This window comes from Raoultella sp. T31, from assembly GCF_002806725.1.
GTDB classification, from domain to species: Bacteria; Pseudomonadota; Gammaproteobacteria; order Enterobacterales; family Enterobacteriaceae; genus Klebsiella; species Klebsiella electrica.
Genome location: NZ_PIBO01000049.1, coordinates 22,860 through 31,226, shown reverse-complemented (window position 1 = coordinate 31,226; position 8,367 = coordinate 22,860). Strand labels below are relative to the sequence as shown.

General features: G+C 52.1%; 7 protein-coding genes and 1 pseudogene. All 8 read left to right on the top strand.

Annotated features, from left to right (window positions below; genetic code table 11):
• Nucleotides 1-179 (top strand): annotated as a pseudogene (gene tuf / locus CWM52_RS23240) (elongation factor Tu); the annotation flags it as partial.
• 229 nt (nucleotides 180-408) lie between these two features.
• Entirely contained in the window at nucleotides 409-792 is a 384-nt protein-coding gene (gene secE, locus CWM52_RS23230; protein ID WP_004118411.1) for a preprotein translocase subunit SecE, read from the top strand.
• A gap of 1 nt (nucleotide 793) precedes the next feature.
• The gene (gene nusG / locus CWM52_RS23225; RefSeq protein WP_002438628.1) at nucleotides 794-1,339 is read left to right on the top strand and encodes a transcription termination/antitermination protein NusG; all 546 of its coding nucleotides are present in this window, start codon (nucleotides 794-796) and stop codon (nucleotides 1,337-1,339) included.
• 153 nt (nucleotides 1,340-1,492) lie between these two features.
• The gene (gene rplK, locus CWM52_RS23220) at nucleotides 1,493-1,921 is read left to right on the top strand and encodes a 50S ribosomal protein L11 (RefSeq protein ID WP_004097640.1); all 429 of its coding nucleotides are present in this window, start codon (nucleotides 1,493-1,495) and stop codon (nucleotides 1,919-1,921) included.
• Between the two features lie 3 nt (nucleotides 1,922-1,924).
• Nucleotides 1,925-2,629 carry a 50S ribosomal protein L1 gene (rplA, locus tag CWM52_RS23215; RefSeq protein WP_100686243.1) on the top strand — a complete coding sequence of 235 codons (705 nt, stop codon included), beginning with the start codon at nucleotides 1,925-1,927 and terminating at the stop codon, nucleotides 2,627-2,629.
• Nucleotides 2,630-3,043: 414 nt separating this feature from the next.
• On the top strand, nucleotides 3,044-3,541 hold the full coding sequence (gene rplJ / locus CWM52_RS23205; protein ID WP_001207203.1) for a 50S ribosomal protein L10: 498 nt from the start codon (nucleotides 3,044-3,046) through the stop codon (nucleotides 3,539-3,541).
• 66 nt (nucleotides 3,542-3,607) lie between these two features.
• A complete protein-coding gene (gene rplL, locus CWM52_RS23200) occupies nucleotides 3,608-3,973 on the top strand; it encodes a 50S ribosomal protein L7/L12 (protein WP_004118416.1) in 366 nt (121 codons plus the stop codon).
• Between the two features lie 324 nt (nucleotides 3,974-4,297).
• The gene (gene rpoB / locus CWM52_RS23195) at nucleotides 4,298-8,326 is read left to right on the top strand and encodes a DNA-directed RNA polymerase subunit beta (RefSeq protein WP_100686242.1); all 4,029 of its coding nucleotides are present in this window, start codon (nucleotides 4,298-4,300) and stop codon (nucleotides 8,324-8,326) included.
• Nucleotides 8,327-8,367 lie beyond the last annotated feature (41 nt).

Here is an 8,367-nt window from a genome sequence, read left to right as displayed (position 1 = left end):
CTGACGTGACTGGCACCATCGAACTGCCGGAAGGCGTAGAGATGGTAATGCCGGGTGACAACATCAAAATGGTTGTTACCCTGATTCACCCGATCGCGATGGACGACGGCCTGCGTTTCGCAATCCGTGAAGGCGGCCGTACCGTTGGCGCTGGCGTGGTAGCAAAAGTTCTCAGCTAATCGCTGATAACATTTGACGCAATGCGCAATAAAAGGGCATCATTTGATGCCCTTTTTGCACGCTTTCGAACCAGAACCTGGCTCATCAGTGATTTTTTTTGCCATAATCATTGCTGAGACAGGCTCTGTAGAGGGCGTTAAGTCCGAAACGCAGCAGAGCATTTCGGTTTGGTTGCCTCGCTCTCGCGGGGCAAAATTATTTGTCTGAATTCTTGTGACAGGTTGGTTTATGAGTGCGAATACCGAAGCTCAAGGGAGCGGGCGCGGCCTGGAAGCGATGAAGTGGGTGATCGTTGCTGCGCTGCTGATTGTGGCCATCGTAGGCAACTTCCTTTATCGTGACATTATGCTGGCGGTGCGTGCGCTGGCTGTAGTGATTCTGATCGCTGCTGCCGGTGGCGTCGCGCTGTTAACCACTAAAGGTAAGGCGACCGTTGCCTTCGCCCGTGAAGCGAGAACCGAAGTCCGCAAGGTTATCTGGCCAACTCGCCAGGAAACGCTGCACACCACGCTGATTGTTGCTGCGGTTACTGCGGTAATGTCACTGATCCTGTGGGGACTGGATGGTATTCTGGTTCGCCTGGTATCCTTTATCACTGGCCTGAGGTTCTGAGATGTCTGAAGCTCCTAAAAAACGTTGGTACGTCGTTCAGGCGTTTTCCGGTTTTGAAGGTCGCGTAGCTACCTCGTTGCGTGAACATATCAAATTACACAATATGGAAGAGCTGTTTGGCGAAGTCATGGTGCCGACCGAAGAAGTGGTCGAGATCCGTGGTGGCCAGCGCCGCAAGAGCGAGCGCAAATTCTTCCCGGGTTACGTTCTGGTCCAGATGGTAATGAACGACGCAAGCTGGCACCTGGTGCGCAGCGTACCGCGCGTGATGGGCTTTATTGGCGGTACGTCTGACCGTCCGGCACCGATCAGCGACAAAGAAGTTGATGCGATCATGAACCGCCTGCAGCAGGTTGGCGATAAGCCGCGTCCGAAAACCCTGTTTGAACCGGGTGAAATGGTACGCGTTAGCGATGGTCCGTTCGCTGACTTTAACGGTGTGGTTGAAGAAGTTGACTACGAGAAGTCTCGCCTGAAGGTTTCTGTTTCCATCTTCGGCCGTGCTACTCCGGTTGAACTGGACTTTGCCCAGGTAGAGAAAGCCTAAGCGGCGATCAAAAAAGCAGCGATTTAATCGTTGCATGAGGCGCGAAATTGACATACAATTTCGCGCCTTTTGTTTTTATGGGTCTGATTCCCATAAAGCGATATTTATCACGGGGAGCCTTTTCAGGCGCTACACCCAAACGAGGAAATTTAAATGGCTAAGAAAGTACAAGCCTACGTCAAGCTGCAGGTTGCAGCTGGTATGGCAAACCCGAGTCCGCCGGTTGGTCCAGCACTGGGTCAGCAGGGTGTGAACATCATGGAATTCTGCAAAGCGTTCAACGCCAAAACGGAATCCCTGGAAAAAGGTCTGCCAATCCCGGTTGTTATTACCGTTTACGCTGACCGTTCTTTCACCTTCGTTACCAAAACTCCGCCGGCAGCAGTTCTGCTGAAAAAAGCGGCTGGTATCAAGTCTGGTTCCGGTAAACCGAACAAAGACAAAGTAGGTAAAATTTCCCGCGCTCAACTGCAGGAAATCGCGCAGACCAAAGCTGCCGACATGACTGGTTCCGACATTGAAGCGATGACTCGCTCCATTGAAGGTACTGCACGTTCCATGGGCCTGGTAGTGGAGGACTAAGAAATGGCTAAACTGACCAAGCGCATGTCCGTGATTCGTGACAAAGTTGATGCGACCAAACAGTACGACATCAACGAAGCCATCTCTCTGCTGAAAGAACTGGCTACTGCTAAGTTCGTTGAAAGCGTTGATGTTGCCGTTAACCTCGGCATCGACGCGCGTAAATCTGACCAGAACGTCCGTGGCGCGACTGTACTGCCGCACGGTACTGGCCGTTCCGTTCGCGTAGCTGTATTTACCCAGGGCCCGAACGCTGAAGCTGCTAAAGCTGCAGGCGCCGAGCTGGTAGGTATGGAAGATCTGGCTGACCAGATCAAAAAAGGCGAAATGAACTTTGACGTTGTTATTGCTTCCCCGGATGCAATGCGCGTTGTTGGCCAGCTGGGCCAGGTTCTGGGTCCGCGCGGCCTGATGCCAAACCCGAAAGTGGGTACCGTTACTCCGAACGTTGCTGAAGCTGTTAAGAACGCTAAAGCAGGCCAGGTTCGTTATCGTAACGACAAAAACGGCATCATCCACACCACCATCGGTAAAGTGGATTTTGACGCTGACAAACTGAAAGAAAACCTGGAAGCTCTGCTGGTTGCTCTGAAAAAAGCAAAACCGACTCAGGCTAAAGGCGTGTACATCAAGAAAGTTAGCATCTCCACCACCATGGGTGCTGGTGTTGCCGTTGATCAGGCTGGTCTGAGCGCTTCTGCGAACTAAGATTAGCTTTACGTGGGCGGTGATTTTGTCTACAATCTTACCCCCACGATTCTGCTACGTGCAGAACGCTATCCGAGATAGTCAGGTTGTGGCAAGGCGGCAACTGAGTGAATCTCCGGGAGCATAGTGAACTATGTGACCGGTGTGAACGAAGACAGCCAACGCCGGCACAGCCTGAATAGCGAAGGGTAGGAAGAATTTGTTCGTTGGAGCCTGGCCTATCCAGGCCTCCGTCGAAGACCGCAGGTGTTTCGTCAGAAACTTAATCCCCTGCGTAGACGGTGACAGAACGCTAAGATTATTTTTGGATACTCTGGCTTGTTTCTGCTCACCGTATTAAAGACGCTCTTTCGTTGGAAAGAGTGAAGTGAGTTCCAGAGCATAAGCTCTGGCAAACATCCAGGAGCAAAGCTAATGGCTTTAAATCTTCAAGACAAACAAGCGATTGTTGCTGAAGTCAGCGAAGTAGCCAAAGGTGCGCTGTCTGCAGTAGTTGCGGATTCCCGTGGCGTTACTGTTGATAAAATGACTGAACTGCGTAAAGCAGGTCGTGAAGCTGGCGTTTACATGCGTGTTGTTCGTAACACCCTGCTGCGCCGCGTCGTTGAAGGGACTCAGTTTGAGTGCCTGAAAGACACGTTTGTTGGTCCGACCCTGATTGCATACTCTATGGAACACCCGGGCGCTGCTGCTCGTCTGTTCAAAGAGTTCGCGAAAGCGAATGCAAAATTTGAGGTCAAAGCTGCAGCCTTTGAAGGTGAGCTGATCCCGGCGTCGCAAATCGACCGCCTGGCAACTCTGCCGACCTACGAAGAAGCAATTGCACGCCTGATGGCAACCATGAAAGAAGCTTCGGCTGGCAAACTGGTTCGCACTCTGGCTGCTGTACGCGATGCGAAAGAAGCTGCTTAATCGCAGTTGTCTTTGTAAAGCGCTCGCTTACGTATAAACTTATTCTGATATTCAGGAACAATTTAAATGTCTATCACTAAAGATCAAATCATTGAAGCAGTATCCGCTATGTCCGTAATGGACGTTGTTGAGCTGATCTCTGCAATGGAAGAAAAATTCGGTGTTTCCGCTGCTGCTGCTGTAGCTGTAGCTGCTGGCCCGGCTGAAGCTGCTGAAGAAAAAACTGAATTCGACGTAATTCTGAAAGCTGCAGGCGCTAACAAAGTTGCTGTTATCAAAGCAGTACGTAGCGCAACTGGCCTGGGTCTGAAAGAAGCTAAAGACCTGGTAGAATCTGCACCGGCTGCACTGAAAGAAGGCATCAGCAAAGACGACGCTGAAGCTCTGAAAAAATCTCTGGAAGAAGCTGGCGCTGAAGTTGAAGTCAAATAAGCCAACCCTTCCGGTTGCAGCCTGAGAAATCAGGCTGAGGCTGGTGACTTTTTGGTCACCAGCCTTTTTGCGCTGTAAGGCACCAGTAGCGTTTCACACTGTTTGACTACTGGGTTGTCCTTTCAATGCTTGTTTCTATAGACGACTTAATATACTGCGACAGGTCGGGTTCCTGAGCTGTGTAAATCGCAACGAAATGGTTTAAGCGTGATAGAAACAGGCATTGCGGAAAGTGTTCCATTTTCCGGTCCACAAAATAGTGTTGCATAAAAAACTGCCTTATTTGGGCAGACGGGTCGACTTGTCAGCGAGCTGAGGAACCCTATGGTTTACTCCTATACCGAGAAAAAACGTATTCGTAAGGATTTTGGTAAACGTCCGCAGGTTCTGGACATACCTTATCTCCTTTCTATCCAGCTTGACTCGTTTCAGAAGTTTATCGAGCAAGATCCTGAAGGGCAGTACGGTCTGGAAGCTGCTTTCCGTTCCGTGTTCCCGATTAAAAGCTACAGCGGTAACTCTGAGCTGCAATACGTCAGCTACCGTCTGGGCGAACCTGTTTTTGATGTTAAAGAATGTCAGATCCGTGGCGTGACCTACTCGGCACCGCTGCGCGTTAAACTGCGTCTGGTGATCTACGAGCGCGAAGCGCCGGAAGGCACTGTTAAAGACATTAAAGAACAAGAAGTCTACATGGGCGAAATTCCGCTCATGACCGACAACGGTACCTTTGTTATCAACGGTACTGAACGTGTTATCGTTTCTCAGCTGCACCGTAGCCCGGGCGTCTTCTTTGACTCTGACAAAGGTAAGACTCACTCTTCCGGTAAGGTCCTGTATAACGCACGTATCATTCCTTACCGCGGTTCCTGGCTGGACTTCGAGTTCGATCCGAAAGACAACCTGTTTGTCCGTATCGACCGTCGTCGTAAGCTGCCGGCCACCATCATCCTGCGCGCGCTGAATTACACCACTGAGCAGATCCTTGACCTGTTCTTCGAGAAAGTGGTCTTTGAAATTCGCGACAACAAGCTGCAGATGGAACTGGTACCGGAGCGTCTGCGCGGTGAAACGGCTTCCTTCGACATCGAAGCGAACGGCAAAATCTACGTCGAGAAGGCCCGTCGCATCACCGCTCGCCATATCCGTCAGCTGGAAAAAGACGATATCAAGCATATCGAAGTTCCGGTTGAATATATTGCGGGTAAAGTGGCGGCCAAAGATTATATCGATGAAGCCACTGGCGAACTGATCTGCCCGGCAAACATGGAGCTGAGCCTGGATCTGCTGGCGAAGCTGAGCCAGTCTGGTCACAAGCGTATCGAGACTCTGTTCACCAACGATCTGGACCACGGTCCGTACATTTCTGAAACTGTACGTGTCGACCCGACTAACGATCGTCTGAGCGCGCTGGTAGAAATCTACCGCATGATGCGCCCGGGTGAGCCGCCGACTCGTGAAGCAGCGGAAAGCCTGTTCGAGAACCTGTTCTTCTCCGAAGACCGCTATGATCTGTCTGCGGTCGGTCGTATGAAGTTCAACCGTTCTCTGCTGCGCGATGAAATCGAAGGTTCCGGTATCCTGAGCAAAGACGACATCATCGAAGTGATGAAGAAGCTCATCGATATCCGTAACGGTAAAGGCGAAGTCGATGATATCGACCACCTCGGTAACCGTCGTATCCGTTCCGTAGGCGAAATGGCGGAAAACCAGTTCCGCGTTGGCCTGGTACGTGTTGAGCGTGCGGTGAAAGAGCGTCTGTCTCTGGGCGATCTGGATACCCTGATGCCTCAGGATATGATCAACGCCAAGCCGATTTCTGCGGCAGTGAAAGAGTTCTTTGGTTCCAGCCAGCTGTCTCAGTTTATGGACCAGAACAACCCGCTGTCCGAGATTACGCACAAACGTCGTATCTCCGCACTCGGCCCAGGCGGTCTGACCCGTGAGCGCGCAGGCTTTGAAGTTCGAGACGTACACCCGACTCACTACGGTCGCGTATGTCCAATCGAAACGCCTGAAGGTCCGAACATCGGTCTGATCAACTCCCTGTCCGTGTACGCACAGACTAACGAATACGGCTTCCTCGAGACGCCGTATCGTAAAGTGACCGACGGTGTTGTGACCGACGAAATTCACTACCTGTCTGCTATCGAAGAAGGCAACTACGTTATCGCTCAGGCGAACTCCAACCTGGACGAAAACGGCCACTTTGTAGAAGACCTGGTTACCTGCCGTAGCAAAGGCGAATCCAGCTTGTTCAGCCGCGATCAGGTTGACTACATGGACGTTTCCACCCAGCAGGTGGTTTCCGTCGGTGCGTCCCTGATCCCGTTCCTGGAACACGATGACGCCAACCGTGCATTGATGGGTGCGAACATGCAACGTCAGGCGGTTCCGACTCTGCGCGCTGATAAGCCGCTGGTTGGTACCGGTATGGAACGTGCTGTAGCCGTCGACTCCGGTGTTACCGCAGTAGCCAAACGTGGCGGCCTGGTTCAGTACGTGGATGCATCCCGTATCGTTATCAAAGTTAACGAAGACGAGATGTACCCGGGCGAAGCAGGTATCGACATCTATAACCTGACCAAGTACACCCGTTCTAACCAGAACACCTGCATCAACCAGATGCCTTGTGTGTCTCTGGGTGAGCCAATTGAGCGCGGCGACGTGCTGGCAGACGGTCCGTCCACCGACCTCGGTGAACTGGCTCTCGGTCAGAACATGCGCGTAGCGTTCATGCCGTGGAATGGTTACAACTTCGAAGACTCCATCCTCGTCTCCGAGCGTGTGGTTCAGGAAGATCGTTTCACCACGATTCATATTCAGGAACTGGCCTGTGTGTCCCGTGACACCAAGCTGGGGCCGGAAGAGATCACCGCTGATATCCCGAACGTGGGTGAAGCTGCGCTCTCTAAACTGGACGAATCCGGTATCGTTTACATCGGTGCAGAAGTGACCGGCGGCGACATTCTGGTTGGTAAGGTGACTCCGAAAGGTGAAACCCAGCTGACGCCAGAAGAGAAACTGCTGCGCGCGATCTTCGGCGAGAAAGCGTCTGACGTTAAAGACTCTTCTCTGCGCGTACCGAACGGTGTTTCCGGTACGGTTATCGACGTTCAGGTCTTCACCCGCGATGGCGTGGAAAAAGACAAACGTGCGCTGGAAATCGAAGAGATGCAGCTGAAGCAGGCTAAAAAAGACCTGTCTGAAGAACTGCAGATCCTCGAAGCCGGCCTGTTTGGCCGTATCTACGCGGTGCTGGTTGCCGGTGGTGTTGAAGCTGAGAAGCTCGACAAGCTGCCGCGCGATCGCTGGCTGGAACTGGGCCTGACCGACGAAGAGAAACAAAATCAGCTGGAACAACTGGCTGAGCAGTACGACGAACTGAAACACGAGTTCGAGAAAAAACTCGAAGCGAAACGCCGCAAAATCACTCAGGGCGACGATCTGGCACCGGGCGTGCTGAAGATTGTTAAAGTGTATCTGGCCGTTAAACGTCAGATTCAGCCGGGTGACAAAATGGCAGGGCGTCACGGTAACAAGGGTGTTATCTCTAAGATCAACCCGATCGAAGATATGCCTTACGATGAAAACGGCACGCCGGTAGACATCGTACTGAACCCGCTGGGCGTACCGTCTCGTATGAACATCGGTCAGATTCTGGAAACCCACCTGGGTATGGCTGCGAAAGGCATCGGTGAGAAAATCAACGCGATGCTGAAACAGCAGCAGGAAGTCGCCAAACTGCGCGAGTTCATCCAGAAAGCGTATGACCTGGGTACCGATGTTCGTCAGAAGGTCGATCTGAATACCTTCACCGATGATGAAGTTCTGCGTCTTGCTGAAAACCTGAAAAAAGGTATGCCGATCGCAACGCCGGTCTTCGACGGTGCGAAAGAGTCTGAAATCAAGGCACTGTTACAGCTGGGTGGCCTGCCGACTTCCGGTCAGATTACCCTGTTCGACGGTCGTACTGGTGAGCAATTCGAGCGCCAGGTTACCGTTGGCTACATGTACATGCTGAAACTGAACCACCTGGTTGATGACAAAATGCATGCGCGTTCTACCGGTTCTTACAGCCTGGTTACTCAGCAGCCGCTGGGTGGTAAGGCTCAGTTCGGTGGTCAGCGCTTCGGTGAGATGGAAGTGTGGGCGCTGGAAGCTTATGGTGCAGCATACACCCTGCAGGAAATGCTCACCGTTAAGTCTGATGACGTCAACGGTCGTACCAAGATGTATAAAAACATCGTGGACGGCAACCATCAGATGGAACCGGGCATGCCGGAATCCTTCAACGTACTGTTGAAAGAGATTCGCTCGCTGGGTATCAACATCGAACTGGAAGACGAGTAACTCTCGCTCAAACAGGTCACTGGTGCCGGGGTAACCCCCGG